This is a genomic window from Paenibacillus sp. FSL H7-0350 (assembly GCF_038593195.1).
Lineage (GTDB): Bacteria > Bacillota > Bacilli > Paenibacillales > Paenibacillaceae > Paenibacillus_AQ.
Genome location: NZ_CP151972.1, coordinates 5,693,155 through 5,712,505, shown reverse-complemented (window position 1 = coordinate 5,712,505; position 19,351 = coordinate 5,693,155). Strand labels below are relative to the sequence as shown.

The 19,351-nt window shown below is 53.0% G+C and carries 18 protein-coding genes and 2 other annotated features; of the genes, 4 read left to right on the top strand and 14 right to left on the bottom strand.

Translation table 11 applies throughout. The features are described from left to right. Window positions 1-10: 10 nt before the first annotated feature. Complete coding sequence (locus NYE24_RS25890) at window positions 11-1,657, bottom strand: clostripain-related cysteine peptidase (RefSeq protein ID WP_083677910.1); 1,647 nt, start codon at window positions 1,655-1,657, stop codon at window positions 11-13. 262 nt (window positions 1,658-1,919) lie between these two features. Between NYE24_RS25890 and NYE24_RS25885 the strand changes: the two genes are divergently transcribed. After that, window positions 1,920-2,897 carry a tRNA-dihydrouridine synthase gene (locus NYE24_RS25885; RefSeq protein WP_036693729.1) on the top strand — a complete coding sequence of 326 codons (978 nt, stop codon included), beginning with the start codon at window positions 1,920-1,922 and terminating at the stop codon, window positions 2,895-2,897. 119 nt (window positions 2,898-3,016) lie between these two features. Here the strand turns inward: NYE24_RS25885 and groL are convergent, their stop codons facing one another. From groL to NYE24_RS25850, 7 genes are all read right to left on the bottom strand, one after another. Beyond that, the gene (groL, locus tag NYE24_RS25880; RefSeq protein ID WP_076157176.1) at window positions 3,017-4,651 is read right to left on the bottom strand and encodes a chaperonin GroEL; all 1,635 of its coding nucleotides are present in this window, start codon (window positions 4,649-4,651) and stop codon (window positions 3,017-3,019) included. 68 nt (window positions 4,652-4,719) lie between these two features. Beyond that, window positions 4,720-5,001 (bottom strand): co-chaperone GroES, encoded by a 282-nt coding sequence (groES, locus tag NYE24_RS25875; protein WP_036693725.1) that lies wholly within the window; start codon window positions 4,999-5,001, stop codon window positions 4,720-4,722. A gap of 305 nt (window positions 5,002-5,306) precedes the next feature. Continuing rightward, window positions 5,307-6,071 (bottom strand): twin-arginine translocase subunit TatC, encoded by a 765-nt coding sequence (gene tatC / locus NYE24_RS25870; protein ID WP_076157173.1) that lies wholly within the window; start codon window positions 6,069-6,071, stop codon window positions 5,307-5,309. A gap of 240 nt (window positions 6,072-6,311) precedes the next feature. After that, complete coding sequence (tatA, locus tag NYE24_RS25865; RefSeq protein WP_036693722.1) at window positions 6,312-6,554, bottom strand: twin-arginine translocase TatA/TatE family subunit; 243 nt, start codon at window positions 6,552-6,554, stop codon at window positions 6,312-6,314. Window positions 6,555-6,685: 131 nt separating this feature from the next. Next, window positions 6,686-7,171, bottom strand: coding sequence for a MogA/MoaB family molybdenum cofactor biosynthesis protein (locus NYE24_RS25860; RefSeq protein ID WP_036693720.1), 486 nt, complete (start codon window positions 7,169-7,171; stop codon window positions 6,686-6,688). Window positions 7,172-7,262: 91 nt separating this feature from the next. Beyond that, window positions 7,263-7,739, bottom strand: a complete 477-nt coding sequence (moaC, locus tag NYE24_RS25855) for a cyclic pyranopterin monophosphate synthase MoaC (RefSeq protein ID WP_036693719.1) — start codon at window positions 7,737-7,739, stop codon at window positions 7,263-7,265. Beyond that, entirely contained in the window at window positions 7,730-8,392 is a 663-nt protein-coding gene (locus NYE24_RS25850) for a 5-formyltetrahydrofolate cyclo-ligase (RefSeq protein ID WP_076157171.1), read from the bottom strand. The genes moaC and NYE24_RS25850 overlap by 10 nt, the downstream gene beginning before the upstream one ends. A gap of 216 nt (window positions 8,393-8,608) precedes the next feature. Between NYE24_RS25850 and NYE24_RS25845 the strand changes: the two genes are divergently transcribed. Then, complete coding sequence (locus tag NYE24_RS25845; protein WP_036693715.1) at window positions 8,609-10,564, top strand: ABC-F family ATP-binding cassette domain-containing protein; 1,956 nt, start codon at window positions 8,609-8,611, stop codon at window positions 10,562-10,564. Between the two features lie 548 nt (window positions 10,565-11,112). Here NYE24_RS25845 and NYE24_RS25840 read toward each other — a convergent pair. The 6 genes from NYE24_RS25840 to NYE24_RS25815 form a co-directional block, all read right to left on the bottom strand. After that, window positions 11,113-12,675, bottom strand: coding sequence for a 2-isopropylmalate synthase (locus tag NYE24_RS25840; protein WP_036693714.1), 1,563 nt, complete (start codon window positions 12,673-12,675; stop codon window positions 11,113-11,115). Between the two features lie 75 nt (window positions 12,676-12,750). Further along, window positions 12,751-13,042, bottom strand: a binding site (T-box leader). Between the two features lie 48 nt (window positions 13,043-13,090). Continuing rightward, window positions 13,091-13,433, bottom strand: a binding site (T-box leader). A gap of 54 nt (window positions 13,434-13,487) precedes the next feature. After that, window positions 13,488-14,537, bottom strand: a complete 1,050-nt coding sequence (tsaD, locus tag NYE24_RS25835; protein WP_342477005.1) for a tRNA (adenosine(37)-N6)-threonylcarbamoyltransferase complex transferase subunit TsaD — start codon at window positions 14,535-14,537, stop codon at window positions 13,488-13,490. Next, a complete protein-coding gene (gene rimI / locus NYE24_RS25830) occupies window positions 14,534-15,058 on the bottom strand; it encodes a ribosomal protein S18-alanine N-acetyltransferase (protein ID WP_076157168.1) in 525 nt (174 codons plus the stop codon). The genes tsaD and rimI overlap by 4 nt, the downstream gene beginning before the upstream one ends. After that, window positions 15,055-15,852, bottom strand: coding sequence for a tRNA (adenosine(37)-N6)-threonylcarbamoyltransferase complex dimerization subunit type 1 TsaB (tsaB, locus tag NYE24_RS25825; RefSeq protein WP_076157165.1), 798 nt, complete (start codon window positions 15,850-15,852; stop codon window positions 15,055-15,057). The genes rimI and tsaB overlap by 4 nt, the downstream gene beginning before the upstream one ends. Next, window positions 15,849-16,319, bottom strand: coding sequence for a tRNA (adenosine(37)-N6)-threonylcarbamoyltransferase complex ATPase subunit type 1 TsaE (gene tsaE / locus NYE24_RS25820; protein ID WP_342479300.1), 471 nt, complete (start codon window positions 16,317-16,319; stop codon window positions 15,849-15,851). Before tsaE ends, tsaB begins: the two co-directional genes overlap by 4 nt. 110 nt (window positions 16,320-16,429) lie before the next feature. Further along, entirely contained in the window at window positions 16,430-17,404 is a 975-nt protein-coding gene (locus NYE24_RS25815; protein WP_342479299.1) for a multidrug resistance efflux transporter family protein, read from the bottom strand. 528 nt (window positions 17,405-17,932) lie between these two features. On the opposite strand from NYE24_RS25815, the gene NYE24_RS25810 reads away from it, so the two are divergent. Next, a complete protein-coding gene (locus tag NYE24_RS25810; RefSeq protein WP_342477004.1) occupies window positions 17,933-18,250 on the top strand; it encodes a transposase in 318 nt (105 codons plus the stop codon). An 11-nt stretch (window positions 18,251-18,261) separates the two neighbouring features. Further along, window positions 18,262-19,122 carry an IS3 family transposase gene (locus tag NYE24_RS25805; RefSeq protein WP_342479201.1) on the top strand — a complete coding sequence of 287 codons (861 nt, stop codon included), beginning with the start codon at window positions 18,262-18,264 and terminating at the stop codon, window positions 19,120-19,122. The last annotated feature ends 229 nt before the right edge of the window (window positions 19,123-19,351 follow it).

Genomic DNA, 19,351 nt, shown 5'->3' with positions numbered 1-19,351 from the left:
TACCTCCTCGTTAGAAAATAGTTTCTATGTATTTTGAGCTAAGACCAAGGGCTTGTAGCTCTTGTTTCATTTGATGTGTGAGTTCAATTTTTTTGTTAGGGACATATACTGCTACGCCGCCCCGATGGTTATAGCCTGCTGAATTTCTTACTTCGAAGGCAAGCGCTTGGGCGGCAGCAGTGACTTCTGATGATTGGCCCATGATCTCTATAAGATCATATTGATCGAATATCCCGTCGTTTTTGCCTAATAGCTCTGAGCGGTTTGCAAGCTCTGTTAGGGAGAGATCAAATTCTGCATGTTCTATAGCCTTAACCAAGGATTCCGCCTGAGACAGCTTCAACATTGATAGGGTGGTTTGCATCTTAGCTTCCATCCCTGAATGAAGGGTAAAGGAATCTAAAATTAAACGCCCTACTCTTTCAGTGCTGATCTGTGGATTTCGCTCTAGCGCACCTATCCATGTGGTATAATACAAGCCTGCTGCGGGGGTTGAATCTTCAGAAGCTATGAGATATTTGCTCTGATTTCTAAGCGCATAGGCAGTTTCAACTGTGCCCATAAGACAGGCATCAAAGACGATTAAGTCGAAATACATATCTGATGAACCGATCGCTTGGGAAAGCTCCGAGACCTTCATCGTTTTTCTTTCATTTAACTCGTCTGCACCAAATCCGCCCATTGTTCCATACCCGTGGTCCCATAGAATCAGGATATAACGCTCACTTGGTGCAACGGTTTTGCCCCATACAAGAAAATCCTTTAGTGTTTTAGGGTCTGATGCGGCGGTTTGGATGTGGCTGTCGTGCTTTTGCAGCTGTCCACGACTAACTTCAAAGCGTTCGGATGCTCCATCGGTCATATATTTGTTGTGATAGTTGAGCGTTCCGCCTGTTTGCAGCAGGATTTTCGTATTTTGGTTGGGTTGACCCCGCAAAATTTCTTCCAGGTCATCGGTTAGCCGGCCTTGCTGTGATTCAAGGTCAGAACCCACCGCATATATTAAAATCGTCGTTGAATCCAGATTTTTATCCTGCTCCCAAAGTGACCTGGCCTCGTTTAAAGCTTGTGTGGTGAACACATTTGTTGCACTAAGGGTTTGACCTAGCGTTGCAAGTTGGTTTTGGGGTCTTGTGTTTAGAACATAACTGCTTATTTTTGCAAGCGTTCCCCGATTGAATTCGCGTTCTTGGGTAAGGTCTATTCCTAGAACTATTGAGGCGAAAGAAACCGCGGTTCCATAGGTAAAGTCGCCCTTTGTTTCTGAATATCTGAGCACCCTTAAAATCATTGAACAATATTGGTTAAGCGAGATAGGCCGGTTACCGCCAAAACGAAACTCATCCATTCCATTAACTACACCCTTGGTATAGGCATATGACACGTAGCGGCTTTCCCACCCTGTATCAGTAAATGGACTGTTGTAGGTGCTTTTCAGGACCTCTTTCTCCTTCCCCCACAGACGCAGCATCATTACAAGGGCTTCTGCTCTGGTAGGCACCCGCAACAGCTCATATCCATTCTCCGTTCCACTGAACAATCCCAAGTGGTTAAGCGCTTCTGCATAGCTGGAGCTTTGTGCCGCTGCTGCTGATGATGATGGAGTTATTGCAAGAAAAAAGACTAAAAAAATGATAAAACCTCTGATTTTTGTCATCAAGTTCCGGCCTTTCAATTGATTAATCCTATTAAGCTACTACTCTAACATGGCAGATTAACCCCTGTGTGAAAGTTAAAGAAATCTTTAAGTTCGCGCTTGCCGCTCCCTTCTGGCCAACAGCAAAAAGAGCCAGATCTCCAGGAGATCAGACTTTTACGGATACCTAATTTATTCACAGCCCCTAACAAAATGTGTTAGTCTATGTATGATGGGTAAAAGGCTTTGCTATTGATTATATGTTGCAACAGGAGAAGATAATATGAGTAACGAACCAAACTTTTGGCTGGATTTACCGAAACCGTTTTTTATATTAGCTCCAATGGAAGACGTCACAGATATTGTATTTCGTCACGTCATTAGTGAAGCTGCAAAACCTGACGTATTTTTCACAGAATTCACAAGTGCAGAACATTATTGTCATCCTGTTGGAAAAGAAAATGTAGGTGGCCGGTTAATGTTCACAGCTGATGAGCAACCGATTGTCGCTCATATTTGGGGCAATAAACCTGCACTTTTTGAACAGATGAGTATTGATATGAAAAAACTTGGTTTTCGTGGTATCGATATAAACATGGGATGCCCAGCACAAAACGCCGCAGCCAGTGGAAAAGGGGCTGGATTAATACGCCATCCTGAAGTTGCAGCAGAAATTATTCAAGCAGCAAAAGCAGGTGGATTGCCGGTTAGTGTTAAAACAAGATTAGGTTACTCTAAAATTGATGAGTGGCGCGATTGGTTAGGACATATATTGAAACAAGATATTGCGAATCTTTCCATTCACCTTCGTACCAAAAAAGAGAAGAGTAAAGTAGCTGCACACTGGGAACTCATTCCTGAAATAAAAAAATTGCGCGATGAAATTGCCCCAAATACGTTGTTAACCATTAATGGAGATATTCCGGACCGCGCAACAGGATTAAAAATAGTTGAACAATACGGCGTTGATGGTATCATGATTGGCCGCGGTATTTTCACTAATCCATTTGCTTTTGAGAAAGACTCTAAAGAACATAGCGCGAAGGATTTTCTCAATTTACTTCTTTTACAGTTGGATCTTCACGATAAATATTCGACAGAAACCTTGCCACGTTCATTTAGACCACTTCTTCGCTATTTCAAAATCTATGTTCGTGGATTTAGAGGCGCAGGCGAACTAAGAGACCAATTAATGGAAACCACTTCAACAGACGAAGTACGTCGTTTAGTAAAACCTCTTTTAGATCAAGAATTAGATTGAGGAATATTAAAGTCTAAAGCTATGAAAAAGAGACTTCCCACAAGTTCAATGAACTCATAGGAAGCCTCTTATTTTTGCATCATATGGTCAAACGGTGTTTCCTTCTCAGGAAACCCTTATTACATCATTCCGCCCATACCGCCCATGCCGCCCATATCTGGCATTCCGCCACCAGCACCGGCTGGTTCTGGCTTGTCAGCGATAACCGCTTCGGTAGTCAGGAACATAGCAGCTACGGAAGCTGCGTTCTGCAGCGCGTAACGGGTTACCTTGGCAGGGTCAACGATCCCTGCTTCGAACATGTTTACCCACTCATCGGTAGCAGCGTTGTAGCCGATGCCGATGGCTTCTTTTTTCAGGCGGTCCACGATAACGGAACCTTCCTGGCCTGCGTTAGCAGCGATCGTACGAACAGGCTCTTCCAGTGCGCGCAGCACAAGGTTAACGCCAGTTCTTTCGTCGCCTTCAGCTACAACAGCAGCTACAGCAGCATATACGTTCACAAGAGCTGTACCCCCACCGGATACGATACCTTCTTCAACCGCAGCGCGGGTTGCGTTCAGGGCATCTTCGATGCGGAGCTTGCGCTCTTTCAGTTCAGTTTCAGTAGCAGCACCGACTTTGACAACGGCTACGCCGCCAGCCAATTTCGCCAGACGCTCCTGCAGTTTTTCTTTGTCAAATTCGGAAGTCGTTTCTTCCAGCTGGGAACGGATTTGGCTAACACGTGCATTGATGTCCGCCTTGTCGCCGCTTCCGTCTACAATTGTAGTGTTTTCTTTGGTTACGCGCACTTGACGGGCGTTACCCAGTTGCTCGATGGAAGTGCTTTTCAGATCAAGTCCAAGTTTCTCAGTGATCACTTGTCCGCCTGTCAGAGCAGCGATATCCTGCAGCATAGCTTCACGGCGGTCGCCGAAGCCAGGAGCCTTAACCGCTACAGCATTGAATGTTCCGCGCAGCTTGTTCACGATCAGCATCGCCTGAGCTTCGCCTTCGATGTCTTCAGCGATGATTACCAGCGGACGCGCCTGTTGAACGATCTTCTCCAAGAGCGGAAGAATTTCTTGAGTGCTGCTGATCTTCTTGTCAGTGATCAGGATGTACGGGTTCTCCAGAACGGCTTCCATCTTGTCCGTATCTGTGATCATGTACGGGGAAATGTAACCACGGTCGAACTGCATACCTTCAACCACTTCAAGCTCAGTCAGGAATCCACGGGATTCTTCAACGGTGATAACGCCGTCTTTGCCCACTTTTTCCATAGCTTCAGCAATCAGTTGGCCCACTTCTTCGTCAGCAGCGGAGATTGCAGCTACTTGTGCGATCGCTTGGGAATCCACAATCGGTTTAGCGATATTCTGCAGTTCAGCAACAGCAGCCTTCACTGCTTTGTCGATCCCTTTACGCATAACCATCGGGTTAGCGCCTGCAGTTACGTTCTTCAGACCTTCGCGGATCATAGCCTGAGCCAGAACCGTTGCAGTTGTAGTACCGTCACCGGCTACATCGTTAGTCTTGGTAGCTACTTCTTTAACGAGCTGTGCGCCCATGTTCTCGAAAGCATCTTCCAGTTCGATTTCTTTGGCGATGGTTACACCGTCATTCGTGATTAGCGGGCTGCCGAATTTCTTCTCCAGCACCACGTTGCGGCCTTTAGGACCCAGTGTAACTTTTACTGCATTTGCCAAAGCGTCAACCCCGCGCAGCATTGCACGGCGAGCATCTTCACTGAACTTAATTTCTTTTGCCATTGTATAGTTAACCTCCTAATATAATTTGTGAATGTATTCTGAATCTGACTTATGAGAGACGCTTAAGACTAGTCAAGAATAGCGTGGATGTCGCTTTCTTTCATAATCAGATATTCTTTGCCTTCATATTTGATTTCAGTTCCGGCATATTTCGAGAAAAGCACACGGTCGCCTTCTTTCACTTCCAGCGCTACACGGACTCCGTCTTTCAAAGTTCCGCTGCCTACAGCGATAATAGTACCTTCTTGCGGCTTCTCTTTGGAAGAGTCCGGAAGCACGATCCCGAAAGAAGTAGTTTCCTGTTGCTCGCTTGGTTCTACCAATACGCGTTCACCTAGTGGTTTAATCATGAAAAAATAGCCTCCTTTGAAATTATGTGATTTGCCTTGAAAACATAAATTGAGCTGCGGGGATCTGCGCCATCAGCATCTCTTACGGAAAGCTGCTCCGGCCAATCCCGGTTTTTCAGCAGCGTTAGCACTCAACCCTCTGTAGTGCTAACAACAATTTTTATGATACTCAACTTGAAGACGGATTTCAAGTCCTTTTACACAAAATCGTATTTGTTTTTGCCAAAATTATGGTTTCAGCACTTGTCTGGGCGCACACTCTACTCCATTCTATCCACCAAGGGGCATATTATGCCCCCTTCCCACTAATCTGCCTTCACATATCGTGCCTCCCGCTTAGCGTCCTCAGCCAATTGCCTGCGGTAGACGAATGCGGACAGGAACACACTGAATTCATACAGCACCAGCAGCGGAATCGTCACCAGAAAGTCCGAGATGAAATCAGGCGGCGTAATAACCACAGCTATGAACACAAGCGCGAAATAGGCATAACGGCGCATCTTGCGCAGACGCAGCGGATTCAGCACCCTAAGCTTGGTCAGGAACATGACAATCAGCGGCAGCTCGAAGAGCAGGGCCAGCGGAATCACCAGACTGAACAGGAAGTTGAAGTATTCAGCGATGCCGTAGGTCTCTTCAAGCCCCATATTCCGCGTAATCGAAATGGTGAAGGACAAGGCCATAGGGAATACTATGTAATAGGCAAAAGCAATGCCGGCAATAAACAAAACAAACACATAAGGCACATATCGCAGGGCAGCACTCCGCTCCACAGGACGCAGACCGGGGCTGATGAATGCCCATAGCTGGAAGGCAATGAACGGCACGGAGAAGACCAGCGAGACCGCCATGGCGATCTTCATATACATCCCTATCCCGTCCCAGAAGGAGAACGCATGCAGTACAAAGCCTTGCGCAGCGTCGGCGCTGATCAGATACAGATAGATTGGTTTGGCGACGAATAAGCCGAGCACAAGTCCGGCCACAAACACGATCAGCACGTAGATAAGACGTCTGCGCAGCTCCGTCAGATGATCGACGAGGGACATTTCTTCCGCTTCCAGAGACATGACTGACACCACCCGGATTGACATATTAGCAATGGATAAGTTATCGCTTGATATACATACAAGTTCTTCTCTTCAAGTGAAAACGGCTATGCCGTCCTATTAAAGGACGGTACCGTTTCAGCGAGAAATAGAAGGATAATTTATCATGTGAAACATATAAATTCTTATATTTCAAAAAAAGGGCGCCGCCCCGGTCTAAAGCAGACCTGGGAAAGACGCCCCTGCGTGGGAACCTTAAAATTATTCCGGCAGACGGCGGTCCTGCGGAAGTTCTGCTGACACTGCCTGCGAGGCCGCAGGAGCAGGTGACTCGCTCCGCTTGGCCGGTTCCGGCTCGTTCACAATCTCCCGCGCACCGTCCTTGAATTCACGGAAGGTACGCCCGACTGCCCGCCCCAGCTCAGGAAGCTTATTGGGACCGAAGAGCAGCAGCGCCAAGATAACCAACAAGATAATTCCGGGTGTGCCAATACCACCTAACATTCCGGTTTCCTCCCATCCTTCTGTCCGTTCATGACAATAGTTAACGATAAAATAATAATACCATAACTTATATCACACATCCATCGTCTATCCTGAACGATTTAGACAAAAGTAATTAGGGCAGAACCCAGTTACTGGCGGTATTGTCCCGTAACCATCAACAGTGCTTCCGGAAGCTGATCCATAATCGCTGCCAGATTCTCATGTACCCCCTTCGGGGTACCGGGCAAATTGACAATCAGGGTTCTTCCGCGGATCCCGCAGATTCCCCGGAACAGCATAGCTGCGCGGTTCTTCTGCATCACCGTACTGCGCATCGCCTCGGAGAGTCCGGGCACTTCGCGTTCAATGACCCGCCGCGTCGCCTCCGGCGTAACATCGCGGATGGCCAGATCGGTTCCGCCGGTTGTCAGCACCAGATCCGCCTGGAAATAATCCGTTAGCTCAATCAGTGCAGCAATAATCTCATCCTGCTCGTCAGGCACGATCCGGTATTCAATGATCTCGCCGCCCAGCTCCTCCTCCACCAGTTCCCGAATCACCTGGGCGCTCGTATCTTCCCGTTCGCCCCTGGCCCCTTTATCGCTGGCTGTCAGGATTGCTGTTTTCCACGCCATAGGTTGTCCCTCCCTCTCTATGTACTATGTATGTCCGGCTGCTGAAGCAGCTGCCGCTGCGCCTTCGGCTGTATCATTCCCTGCTGCTGATCTATTCTGCTTCCAGCGCGTAATCCCCATTCTTGCCGCCGCTCTTGGACACCAGCATCGTAGGTCCGATAATCATGTCCTTCTGCAGCGCCTTGCACATATCATATACGGTCAGCGCCGCTGCCGATACGGCAGTGAGCGCCTCCATCTCCACCCCGGTCTTGCCGGTAGTGCTGACGGTTGCTTCTATATATAGTTCATCTTTGTTGTTATCCATGAAGCGGATATCCACTCCGGTAAGCGGCAGCGGGTGGCACATGGGAATCCAGCTGGAGGTCTGCTTCGCCGCCATGATTCCTGCAACCTGAGCTACCGCAAGCACATCGCCCTTGCGGATCGTTCCCGCCTTAATGGCGCTCAGCGTCTCCGGGGCCATATGTACCTGGCTTCTGGCTGCCGCTGTCCGCTTGGTAACTTCCTTGTCGCTCACATCCACCATGCGGGCTCTGCCCTGCTCGTTGAAATGAGTTAATTCCATGTAGCCCTCTCCTTCCGGCAATCCCAGATGCCGTTCTCCGTAATCAGCAGATCCATTAAGGCATCATGCTCTTCAAGCGGTACTTCGGGTACCAGCTGGAGGCCGTAGGCCAGACCAATCCACATAGGCTTGGCAGCCGTGCCGGGGACTCCGGCCTCCAAGGCAGTGTGCAAGCGGTCATAATATCCGCGTCCGTAGCCGAGGCGCCCGCCCCGCCGGTCAAAGGCCAGTCCAGGCACGAAGATGACCTCCGGCCAGCCGGTTCCCCGTCCTGCTTGCGCGATGGACCCGGCAAGTCCGGCACTCCCGGCTGGCGGCTCCATGATCCCGTAGGTTCCAGGGACAAGCTCATCCCATGAGCTTACCCGGTGAAGGCTTAAGTCCCCGCTCTCCCGGTTGACGCGGGGAAGCAGCACCTCATGCCCTTCCGCCCACGCCGCCGCAAGAAGCGGACGGCAATCCAGCTCGGAGCGCAGCGGGGCATAAGCAAGCAGTGAAGCTGCGCCTTCCTGCACGAACCAGCTCCACGCATGAGCGCATACCCGGGCGGATAACAGCTCCCGCTGCTCCATGGGCAAGGCATCGCGGAGTGCGGTATTCCCGGCGCGAAGCTCACGCTTCCGCCCGGCAAGCTGCATGCTGCGGTCCTGCATAGGCAGCCTCCTCCTTCACTTGTTCCTAGCTTATCATAGTTTGTAAGCTCAGTTTACCACTCTTCTCACCGGTTCGCCAAGGTTGATTCATTCCCCTTGTTAGAAGAATGGACCTCGCATGCCCAACCTTTTTCATGTAAACTGGAGAATAAGATTAGACAATCGCCTGGGCGCAAGCCGCCGAGGCCAATTTGCAAGGGCGGAGGTTTCATCAGAATGCTTCTTCAAGCGACAGGAATAACGAAATCATACGGTATACAAAGCGTACTGGACGGCATTAGCCTCATGGTGAATGAGAGGGAGAGAGTCGGGCTGGTTGGCGTCAACGGAGCAGGCAAATCGACCTTTCTACAGATCCTTGCGGGTGAGATGTCTTATGACAGCGGACAAATTCATAAGTCTAAAGAGACTACGATTGGCTACCTGGCCCAGAACAGCGGCCTGCAGTCGGATAACACCATACAGGAAGAGATGCTCGCGGTATTTGCGCCGCTGCTGGAGGCGGAAGCCGAGCTGCGGCAGCTTGAGACGGATATCGCCGATCCGGCACTTGCCGAAGATCCGAAGCGTTATGAGGATCTGCTGGAGCGTTATGCCAGACGCTCCGACTGGTTCAAGGATCACGGCGGCTATGAGATCAATACGCGTATCCGCAGCGTGCTGCACGGGATGGGCTTCGGAGAGTTCGCACCGGATACTCCAATCTCCACCTTAAGCGGAGGCCAGAAGACACGTCTGGCACTGGCCCGCATCCTGCTTCAAGCGCCCGATCTGCTCATGCTTGATGAGCCCACTAACCATCTGGACATCGAGACGCTCACCTGGCTGGAGGATTATCTGCGCGGCTACGCCGGCGGCATCCTGGTCGTCTCCCATGACCGGTATTTCCTTGACCGCCTGGTGACGACCATCGTGGAGATTGAGCGGCACCAATCGCGCAGATACACTGGCAACTACAGCCGGTATATGGAGCTGAAGGCTGCGGAATACGAGATCCGTATGAAGCAGTATGAGAAGCAACAGGATGAAATTTCGCGGATGGAGGATTTCGTGCAGCGCAACATTGTCCGGGCCTCCACCACCAAGCGGGCACAGAGCCGCCGCAAGGCGCTCGACAAGATGGAGCGCATCGACAAGCCGCTGGGCGACCTGAAGAAGGCCAGCTTCTCCTTCGAGCCTGATTTCATGTCCGGCAAGGAGGTGCTCCAAGTCCGGGAGGTCGCTGTCTCCTTCAGTCCGGAGGCTGCACCGCTCTTCCGCAATGCCTCCTTCGAGCTGCGGCGCGGCGAGACAGCGGCGCTGATCGGGCCCAATGGGATCGGGAAGTCCACACTGCTGCAATGTATGACCGGCACCCGCGAGCCTTCCCGCGGAACCGTGAACTGGGGAACCAAGGTGAAGATCGCCTACTATGATCAGGAGCAGACCCGGCTGAATCCGCGCAATACTGTGCTTGAGGAGCTGTGGAGTGAATATCCGATGCTGGAGGAGGCCAGAATCCGTACGATTCTCGGCAACTTCCTGTTCAGCGGAGAGGATGTACTTAAGAAGGTAGCTGCGCTGAGCGGCGGCGAGAAGGCCCGGGTGGCCCTATCCAAGCTGATGCTGCGCGGAGCCAATATGCTGATTCTCGATGAGCCTACCAACCATCTGGATCTCGTCAGCCGCGAGGTGCTCGAATCGGCCCTGATCGATTTTGAAGGCACATTGCTGTTCATTTCCCATGACCGTTATTTCCTCAACAAGATGGCTGAACGGGTACTTGAGCTGCACCCGGACGGAATTGATCAGTATTTGGGCAATTATGACGACTATATTGAGAAAAAGCTCGAGCTCAAAGCGATTGCCGAAGAGGAAGCCGAGCTGGCCGCCGCCAAGTCCTCCCGCAGTGCCGACAACGAAGCGATAGCGGCGGAAAAGGGTAGTTCCCTCTCCTATGAGGCGGAGAAACAGGCCAAACGCGAGGAGCGGAACCGCCAGCGCCGTATCTCTGAACTGGAGGAGAATATCGCGAAGCTGGAGGAATCCATCTCGGAGATTGAGCATGAAATGACTAAACCTGAGGTGTATCAGGATTATATGGCGCTTCAGGAGCACGAAAGTGAGCTGAAGGACAAAAAACGCAAGCTGGGAGATTTATTTAGCGAATGGGAGAAACTGGCTGAGGAATAATGTAAAGACGGTTCAAAAAAAATTTTAACAGTTTCCAATTTGTTCAAATCTGGTTATCCACAGCCCCATCCACAGTTTCCGTGCATAACTATCGCCTAAAATTAGCCCTTCGGGGCTTTTTTCATGCGTAAAATGGCTACTTTGCTTGTCAAGGACTTTTTATCCACCGAATTATCCACATTATCCACAATTCTCACAATTCTGTTTCAGAGCATAACCTCCTGTTTATGCTGCTCGTAAAAAAGGCGTTATTGCTGATTTTACACGGTTTTTACACAACTCGTGCGGAATATGTGGATAACGTTGTCCACAGCTTGACAAATGCCGCACGGGGCAAAAATCATGTTAGGTTTAGGCGATTTTGTATGCCCACTTGCCGCCAGCAAATTGTGTTCGGTTCTCTGTATACATTTGGCCGTACGCCGTCCTGCTAGCCCCTGACAGCAAAAATGCCCCTGCCGATGTCGATGACATGGCAGAGGCATCCGGTTCTTGAAAAAGCGTTGAACCTGCGAGGCCACCTCGCTCTGTTCTTTGGTCTCCAGCTTCTAGCTATTCACCGCTGAGCCCGGAGAGGGCACCTCCGATTCCGACAGCAGCGCCGCATTACAGGCGGCGATATAAGCAATGCCTGCGGCCATCACGATATCATGATGGATGGCCGTGCCCCGGAACTTGGTGTCCTTCCACTCCACCATTACGGCGGCCTCGGCCTGGGCATTCCCGCCGCTGCCGAGGGAATGCAGCTCCAGCCCGTCGAAGCGGATATCCTCAGCAATCCCTTGCCCTATAGCGGCAATGATCGCTTCCAGCGGACCGTCTCCGGTGCTGGTCTGGGTCGTCTCTGCGCCGCTCTGCAGATGGCGCACTGTCACTGCAGCCACGCGGCGCGGCGCGCTGCCGGCCAGGACCTGGACCTCGCCGAGCGCATAGACCTGCGCCTGCTGTCCCGTAGTGCTGCTGACCATCCGCAGCAGCTCATCGTCGCTGACGGCCTTCTGGCGGTCAGCCGTCTCCTTGAAGGATTCGTAGAGCGCGTCCAGCTCCGCCGAATCCAGGGCAATGCCGTACTTCGCAGCACGGTCCTTCAGCGCATGCCTGCCGGAATGCTTGCCGAGGATAATCATGCTGCGCGGGATGCCCAGCCGCTCCGGGTCCATAATCTCGTAGGTGCTGCGGTCCTTCAGCAGACCGTCCTGATGGATGCCGGATTCATGCTGGAAGGCATTGCGCCCGACCACCGGCTTGTTGAAGGCAATCGGGAAGTGCATCGCCCCGCTGATCATCCGCGAGGTGTCATACAGCTTATCCAGCACGATTCCAGTCTCGGCGCCGATAGAGTCTCCGCGTGTCTCCAGCGCCATGACCAGCTCCTCCAGCGCACAGTTGCCGGTCCGCTCGCCCACACCGTTGACTGTGACCTCAATCTGTGTGGCGCCGCCTTCAATAGCCGCCAGACTGTTCGCTACGGCGAGGCCCAGATCGTTGTGGCAATGGGCACTGTAGATAACCTTGTCTCCGCCCCTGGCCCCAAGCCGCACACGCCGGAACATCTCTCCGTATTCCTGCGGCAGCGCATAACCCACTGTGTCCGGCAGATTGATAATCGAAGCGCCCTCTTCAATCACCGCCTCGACCATCTCGATCAGATCGTCGATGCCCGTCCGCGCAGCGTCCATTGCAGTGAATTCTACCACATCGCAGAACTGGCGGGCATAAGCCGTCATCTCTCTGGCAACCGCTACAACCTCAGGGCGGCTCATGCGCAGCTGATGGCGCAGGTGAATGTCGGAGGAGGAGATGAACAGATGAATCCGCCGCCGCGCGGCATCCCGGGTGGCCCGTACAGCAGCATCGATATCCCCCTTGACGGCACGTGCGAAGCCGCAGATCTCTACGCCCTGAATCTTGCGGGAGATCGTCTCCACTGCAGCGAAATCCCCCGGACTGGATACAGGGAACCCCGGCTCCATGACATCCACTCCCAGGTCCGCCAGCTTGCCGGCCAGAATAATCTTTTGCTCAGGAGTAAGACTGGCTCCCGGGGCCTGCTCGCCATCGCGTAGCGTCGTGTCAAAAATCTGAATTCGTTTCTTTACCGGAATGATCATCGTAATTCCTCCTCAAATTAGGTTTATCTAATGGAAGGCTGCCTCCTAAAAAGCACAAAGACCCCCCGTCTCTTATAAAGAGACGGGGGGTCAGCCCTCCGCGGTACCACTCTTTTTGACGCATAGGCTTCCTGATGTACAGAAGTCCTGGCTGCGTCCAGCTTAGTATCAGATCTCTTTAGCCCCGATAACGGAAGTTCTAAAGTCTGAATAGTCCGGTAACGGGGACATCCGTAGCAGCGTACCTGTAGCTCTTTCCGCCGCTCCGCTCACGGGCGAGATTCGCCGGCCTCTGGTGTCTGCGTCGCACCTCCCCGCAGCTCTCTGCTCACCTTAGCCGTCTACTGCTCCCGATCCTCGCGTGTCATTCCTATAAACTTCTCAAAAATGTACACAAAAAAGCCTGCCGTCTCATTCAAGAGACGACAGGCTGTTCACTGTCGCGGTACCACTCTTGTTGATATCCGAACCCGCTAACCTTCCAGCTGTTCTGCGATACCCACTCCATGTCTGCAAGGGTTCCGGAATGTTTCCACTCCGCCAAGCCCTGACTGACCACCCTCTCACGGAGGTTAACCGTAACGATGTACCTAAGGTCGCCGGATTATATCCTGTACCGGCCAGTGCTCCTGTTCAAAGAGCTCCCTGCTTCCACCGCTCCGCTCCCGGACGAGTTCAGGTCTCCATCGACTGCGTCGCACCTTCCCGCAGCTCTCTTATCCCGGAGTGACCTTACTGCTTCCGATCATTGCGTTTGTTCAAATATAAAGTAATTGAATTGAACTGATTATACCCGGCGGCTTCTGCAAAAGTCAATAGGCAGATACCGACCATTTCTCCAGCGAATAGCCGGGATCGGCTACCATATCCAGCGGAATCCCGCCTTCATGTCTCCATTTCACATAAGCAGCGGCACCAATCATCGCCGCATTATCCGTACAATACACGGGTGGAGGAATAATCAGCTCAATCCCTTCTGCCCCGCAGCGCCGGGTCAGTGCTTCGCGCAGCCCCTTATTCGCCGCTACCCCTCCGCAGAGCAGAAGCTGCTCCGCGTGGTATTCCCGGACAGCACGGATCGCCTTCTCGACCAGCACTTCAACAACAGATTCCTGGAAGCCGCGCGCAATAGCCGCGACATCCGGCACAAGCCCCTTCATCTTGCTCTGATTCACCGCATTCAGCACCGCAGACTTCAGGCCGCTGAAGCTGAAGTCGTACGAGCCCGGCTCCAGCCACACACGCGGCAGAGTGAAGGCTTCTTCCGCTTTATGCGCAAGCTTGTCCACATGCGGCCCTCCCGGATATGGGAAGCCCAGGGCCCGCGCCACTTTGTCGTACGCTTCGCCGACGGCATCGTCACGCGTGCGCCCGATGATCCGGAAGCTTCCTTCCCGCTCCATATGCACCAGCTCCGTATGTCCCCCTGACACCACCAGCGTCATGTTAGGATACTTGAGTTCCTTGACCAGCCGGTTGGCATAGATATGACCGGCAATATGATGCGTGCCGATGAGCGGCTTGCCCCAGGCCAGCGCCAGGCTTTTGGCAGCCACGACTCCCACCAGCAGCGCCCCCACCAGCCCCGGACCCTGCGTTACCGCCACTGCTGTCAGCTCCTGCGGACCCACGCCTGCTACGCTTAAGGCTTCTTCAATGACCAGCGTAATCACTTCGACATGCTTGCGGGAGGCCACTTCTGGCACCACACCTCCGAATGCCCGGTGGGTCTCAATCTGGCTGGAAATAATATTGGACAATACCTCACAGCCATCCTTCACTACAGCTACAGAGGTCTCGTCACAGCTGGTTTCAATCGCCAGAATCAATACAGGCTCCCTTACGCCCGTGTCTGTCTTCATTTCAAGTCCACGCTTCCTTCCGTTACAGCTTGCTCCCCGTACTCCGGCAGATCGGCCCACATGATGAGCGCATCCTCGCGGTTGTCCGAATAATAGCCCTTGCGGGTACCCGCAGGCTTGAAGCCTTTTTTGCGGTATAAATTCTGGGCCACCTCATTGGAGACCCGTACTTCAAGCGTGATCGACTGCATGCCGAGATAAGCTGCCGTTCTCATCAGCTCGTCCAGCAGCCGCTCGCCCCATTTACGCCCCCGGTAGGCCTCCAGCAGTGCAATATTAGTGACATGCGCCTCATCGACAATCGCCCACATTCCCGCGTAGCCGATAATATGCCCTGCCAGCTCCATTACCATATATTTCGCAAAATGATTGTGGGTCAGCTCGTTGCGGAAGGCTTCCTCCGTCCAAGGCATGGTAAAGGCCTCCCGCTCAATCACTAGTATCTCAGGGACATCCTCCAGCCGCATCAGGCGAAAAACAAGCTCAGCCCCCTGAGCTGGTCTACGTTCCGGTTCGATCATCGTGTATTCAGGCTCCCTTCGCTGCTGCGGCGCAGATTCGCCTCCGCCTCCGACAGCTGCGTATAGTTGGGAATCAGCGTATGCAGATCTCCGCTCTCCTCATAAAGGCCCGCTTCCGCCAGGAATCCGGTCCAGCGTCCTTCCAGCTCATAAGGCAGCGCCCGGGCATTCGTGGCTTCCATCAGCGGAGCCAGTATATCCGCACTTCCGTGCAGCGCCGTCTCGCCTACGAACCACAATGTGTCCGGCAGCTTGCCCTCAGCTGCGGCTTCCTTCAGCCGCACCGCCAGCTCCTGCACCCAGTCGGCCATCAGCCGGATAGCATCCGGTGCCAGCCGCCGGGGCGGCTTGTCCCCACCCGCCGCGAATACAGCGGTGTACGCTTGTCCCCGCCGGGCATCGATCAGCGGAATGATCCAGTCTGTTCCTGACGTGCCAAGCCTAGAAGCCGCATGGTATCCGCCCCAGGCCAGCGCATGCAGACTGGATACGCCAGTAACCGGAACGTTCCAAGCCCAGGCCAGCGTCTTCGCTGCGGTCACAGCAATCCGTGTTCCGGTATAGGAGCCAGGGCCGATCCCGACCGAGATTCCGCCGATTGTATCGGCCGTAGTCGCAGACGCCTGAAGCGCCTGCTCAATAATAGGCAGCAGATGAACCGAATGATTCCGCTCCCCGGAAGCATTAATCTCATGCAGCAGCTCCCCGCCGCCAGTCACGGCCACTCCCAGAACTGCCGTTGATGTATCCAGCGCCAAAAACCGCTTACGCGGCTCATTATTCGAGTTCGTCATGTTTCTTTACCCCACTTCTGGATCAGCATCCGGCACACTTCGCCGTAAGACTCTCCGATTCCGGTCACCGTTATCTCCCGTTCATCCGGGCCGGCGGTCTTCAGCTCTATATGGAGATGCCGCGGCGGCATCAGGTCGGCGATAATTCGGCTCCACTCCACCAGACTCACACCATGGCCATAGAAATACTCTTCCAGCCCCAGCTCGTCCGCTTCCTGCAGCGATATCCGGTATACATCCATATGATACAGCGGCAGACGTCCTTCATACTCTTTGATAATGGTAAAAGTAGGACTATTCACAATGCCCTCCACACCTAAATGGCGCGCATAGCACTGCGAGAACGCCGTTTTGCCTGCACCTAAATCTCCGTCAAGGCCGATGACCATCCCTTCCGATGACACAGCAGCAATGGCGGCGGCAAGTGCCTCCGTATCCTGAAGGCTGAATGAACGGTACGTAAACACCGTTTGTGTATTATTATCCAAAGCTGCAACTACCACCTTTTTGAAGTCCCTTAACGGTTAACAATATCCTTAATTATATCGGTATGCTACTTGCACCGCAACAGCCGCTGTTAGTCCCTCGAGGCCGCTTGAAACGCCGCAGGCTTCCCCGGATGCCTGGAGAATAGGCTGTGCAGCACCATTCCGCCAATAATGACCGCAATCCCCGCCCATGACAGGAGGGAAGGCAGCGGCGAGGCCAGCAGGAGCATCTCCCCCAGCAAGGCGAACAGCACCTCCAGTGACTGGGTCGCTTCCACGGCTGCCAGACTGCTCATGTTATCCCGGACCAGATCGGTAGCCCGGAAAAATAGCACCGTAGCCACAATTCCCGAACTGAGTGCAACAATGACTGATTGTCCTACCTGCGAGGAGGAGGGCAGGCCTGTATCTGCCATACCATACAGAGCGACAGCCAGCCAGAAGGGCAGGCTGGCAAGCGTCATGCCGAGAATCCGCTGGAATACATCCAGCTGGCCGCCGCACAGCTCCATCATCTTACGGTTTCCAAGCGGATAAGCGAAGGAAGCGATAAGTACCGGGACAATGCCCAGCAGGACCTGGGATGGGGCAAGCTGCCGCGCCTGCTCCACCTGCAGCAGCGCTACTCCGGCGAGAATAATCAGGGAGAGCAGCAGCCCGCGCAGCGGGATTTTACCTCTTATGTATACTTGTCCTCCCGGTCCGCTGACCCATTCTCCGAAGAACGGAGCCAGCAGCGAACCGGAGATAATCGTGATCTGCCATGTTCCCGCGCTCAGCCAGCCCGGTGCATAGGCAGCGGCGAAGCAGATGGGCGCGTAGAACAGGCCGAACCCGACAGTGCCCCACAGCAGCCAAGACCCCGGCCGTTCTCTCATCGCAGCCAGCAGCGGCTTCAGCCTCCCTCTCCCGGCTACAATAACCAGCAGCAGCGGGAGCGTGAACAAGTACCGCAGCGAGGCGCTCCAGGCCCAGCTTCCTCCCGCAAGCTCCATCCTCCGGTTCAGCACAAACGTCACCGCAAAAAACAACGCCGAGCATACACCCAGCAATATCGGACGCACTTCCATCATCTCTTTTCGTCAAAATTCTTCTTCCAAATATAGGGGGTCACCACGCCGGCGTCAATATCTGTGTCAGCTATAATTAGAGGGACGTTGCCCGTTGGAAGACGTAAGGAAGGTTGCTGGCGGAGGTGGCGGGTAAGGGGAGTGCTGGGGTGTGTTGTGCTAATAAGCGTGGTGCCGGATGAAGTGGTGGCGGATGAGCGAGGCAACGGTGTGTGAGGTGACGGATGAGCGTGGTGACGAATGAGCGTGGTAGCGGATGAGCGGGACGACGGTGTGTGAGGTGACGGATGAGCGTGGTGGCGGATGAGTGGAGTGTTGGGAGTTCGGCGGACCCAAAAGCCGCTATTTGGCTTAAAATATCATTCTGCTGCTTGTTGCGGACCCAGAAGCCGTTAACTTCCAATTTTGAGCCAAATGTTACGCCGAATGGGTTACTTAACGACATCTGTGCAATTAGAATAAAAAGTGGACGCCACGTTAAGAGACACTGGATAATAGGCTTAACGAAGGAAGGTGTCCAATGTGGGGGAACGACGGCAACGATACAATGAAGAATTTAAGAAGCAGACGGTGAAATATGTGCAGGAGCAGACCAAGAGTATAGGGGATATCTGTGAGGAGCTGAATATCCCCAAGAGTACAATTCACCAATGGATCTCTCAGTACCGCCAATTCGAGCAGGAGGCCATTCACCATCCGGAGAAAATGCGTCAGATTGAACAGACGCTTAAGGATGCCGAAGCGGAGAATCACCGCAAAGAACGTGAAATCGAGGACCTGAAAGAAGAACTGGCCATTCTAAAAAAGGCGCTGCACATCTTCAGCAAAGAAAAGAACTAAGGTTCCAGTTTATCGAAGATCACCGCTCGGATTTTCGATTGGAGAAGATGTGCAAGGTCCTAAAGGTATCCCGAAGCGGGTACTACAAATGGCGTGCGGCAGAGCAGCCGGTACGCCTCGAGCGAAAAGAGAAGCTGATTCAGCGTATTCGGTGGTATCACCAGGATTCAGGGGGCACCTACGGCAGCCCAAGGATTCATCGGGAACTCCAAAAGGAGGGCTGGAAGGTCTCCGAGCGTACCGTCGGCCTGTTCATGCGCGAGCAAGGGATACGTTCGTGTATGGCCCGTAAATATCGGGTCACGACCACGGATTCGAATCACAATCTGCCGATCGCGCCCAATGAACTGAAGCAAGACTTTTCGGCCACAAGGCCAAATGAAAAATGGGTGGCCGATATTACGTACATTCCATGTCGCCAAGGCAAACTCTATTTGGCGAGTATTCTGGACCTGTATACGAAACAGATTGTGGGGTGGAAGCTCAGTGACCGGATGACCACAGATCTGGTTCTAGACGCCCTCAAGCAGGCCTACAAGGCGAAAAAGCCTGGGAAGGACCTGATACACCACTCCGACCGAGGATCTCAGTATGCCTCCAAGGATTACCGGAAACAGCTCCAAACCTATCGTATGAAAGCGAGTATGAGCCGCAGGGGCAACTGCTACGATAATGCTTGTATAGAAGCGTTCCACAGCATTCTGAAGCGCGAGTTGATTTACAGTCATCCAAAGTTTAAAACCATGGAAGAGGCATACCAAAAGCTATACTGGTATTTGGAGTTGTTTTACAACCGTAAGCGTTCCAACAGTACTCTGGGATACATGTCGCCAGTGCGTTTTGAGCAACTTTACTACCAGACAGTCGTTTAATTGGGCGTCCACTTTATTGACAGAAGAGCACTGAGTCCGGTCGGGTCCACAAAACGAAGAGTTTCATCCAAATAAAAGCACTCCAGTCCGCTCAACATCTTCCTCCCAACTCGCCCCCCTGAAGCCGCCGCTCCAAGCCCCCACCTTCCTCAAATTCACAGGCACTTCTGCACATCATACCCGCCCCACGCTCCCTCTTCACGCTCACCGCCACCGCCTAAAACAAGCA

Bases quoted from the DNA above. Each gene is read 5' to 3' on its own strand.
- groL (WP_076157176.1), bottom strand. From the start codon at position 4,651: ATGGCAAAAGAAATTAAGTTCAGTGAAGATGCTCGCCGTGCAATGCTG.
- NYE24_RS25840 (WP_036693714.1), bottom strand. From the start codon at position 12,675: ATGATCATTCCGGTAAAGAAACGAATTCAGATTTTTGACACGACGCTA.
- tsaD (WP_342477005.1), bottom strand. From the start codon at position 14,537: ATGAAGACAGACACGGGCGTAAGGGAGCCTGTATTGATTCTGGCGATT.
- groES (WP_036693725.1), bottom strand. From the start codon at position 5,001: ATGATTAAACCACTAGGTGAACGCGTATTGGTAGAACCAAGCGAGCAA.
- rimI (WP_076157168.1), bottom strand. From the start codon at position 15,058: ATGATCGAACCGGAACGTAGACCAGCTCAGGGGGCTGAGCTTGTTTTT.
- tsaB (WP_076157165.1), bottom strand. From the start codon at position 15,852: ATGACGAACTCGAATAATGAGCCGCGTAAGCGGTTTTTGGCGCTGGAT.
- NYE24_RS25890 (WP_083677910.1), bottom strand. From the start codon at position 1,657: ATGACAAAAATCAGAGGTTTTATCATTTTTTTAGTCTTTTTTCTTGCA.
- moaC (WP_036693719.1), bottom strand. From the start codon at position 7,739: ATGGAATTAACTCATTTCAACGAGCAGGGCAGAGCCCGCATGGTGGAT.
- tatA (WP_036693722.1), bottom strand. From the start codon at position 6,554: ATGTTAGGTGGTATTGGCACACCCGGAATTATCTTGTTGGTTATCTTG.
- NYE24_RS25850 (WP_076157171.1), bottom strand. From the start codon at position 8,392: ATGCAGGACCGCAGCATGCAGCTTGCCGGGCGGAAGCGTGAGCTTCGC.
- tatC (WP_076157173.1), bottom strand. From the start codon at position 6,071: ATGTCTCTGGAAGCGGAAGAAATGTCCCTCGTCGATCATCTGACGGAG.
- NYE24_RS25885 (WP_036693729.1), top strand. From the start codon at position 1,920: ATGAGTAACGAACCAAACTTTTGGCTGGATTTACCGAAACCGTTTTTT.
- NYE24_RS25845 (WP_036693715.1), top strand. From the start codon at position 8,609: ATGCTTCTTCAAGCGACAGGAATAACGAAATCATACGGTATACAAAGC.
- NYE24_RS25860 (WP_036693720.1), bottom strand. From the start codon at position 7,171: ATGGCGTGGAAAACAGCAATCCTGACAGCCAGCGATAAAGGGGCCAGG.